This is a genomic window from Vibrio sp. 10N.222.54.A3 (assembly GCF_041474095.1).
GTDB lineage: Bacteria > Pseudomonadota > Gammaproteobacteria > Enterobacterales > Vibrionaceae > Vibrio > Vibrio crassostreae_C.
The window spans coordinates 1-485 of sequence record NZ_JBFRTN010000181.1; the positions used below are offsets into that span (position 1 = coordinate 1).

Genomic DNA, 485 nt, shown 5'->3' on the forward strand with positions numbered 1-485 from the left:
GCCTTCAGTTTTTAAAAAAGCTGAAAGTAAAAGCAAAATTTGCTTGGCGACCATAGCATTGTGGACCCACCTGATTCCATGCCGAACTCAGAAGTGAAACACAATAGCGCCGATGGTAGTGTGGGGCTTCCCCATGTGAGAGTAGGACATCGCCAGGCTCCAAATTTATTTTCACTTTTTAAAAAGTGAAGACAAAAAGTTTGAACACTTGTCAGCGACGACAAGTATTCCACTGCGGAGTGGTAGTTCAGTTGGTTAGAATACCGGCCTGTCACGCCGGGGGTCGCGGGTTCGAGTCCCGTCCACTCCGCCACTTATTCGATAACCTCGCCTAGTGCGAGGTTTTTTCGAATCTGAAGTAATGAAAGTTTTAGGGGTGTAGCTCCAATTGGCAGAGCAGCGGATTCCAAATCCGCGTGTTGGGAGTTCGAATCTCTCCACCCCTGCCATATTTAAGGCTCTAGCAGAAATGCTAGAGCCTTTTT

Annotated in this window: 2 tRNA genes and 1 rRNA gene; all 3 read left to right on the top strand. The window is 47.4% G+C overall.

Going from position 1 to position 485, the window contains the following annotated elements:
* The first annotated feature begins 42 nt into the window (after nt 1–42).
* The 3 genes from rrf (at nt 43) to AB4507_RS22855 (ending at nt 449) form a co-directional block, all read left to right on the top strand.
* Nucleotides 43–158: ribosomal RNA gene (rrf, locus tag AB4507_RS22845) — 5S ribosomal RNA — on the top strand.
* Nucleotides 159–236: 78 nt separating this feature from the next.
* Nucleotides 237–313, top strand: a tRNA-Asp gene (locus AB4507_RS22850).
* Nucleotides 314–372: 59 nt separating this feature from the next.
* Nucleotides 373–449 (top strand) — tRNA-Trp (locus AB4507_RS22855).
* Nucleotides 450–485: the final 36 nt, after the last annotated feature.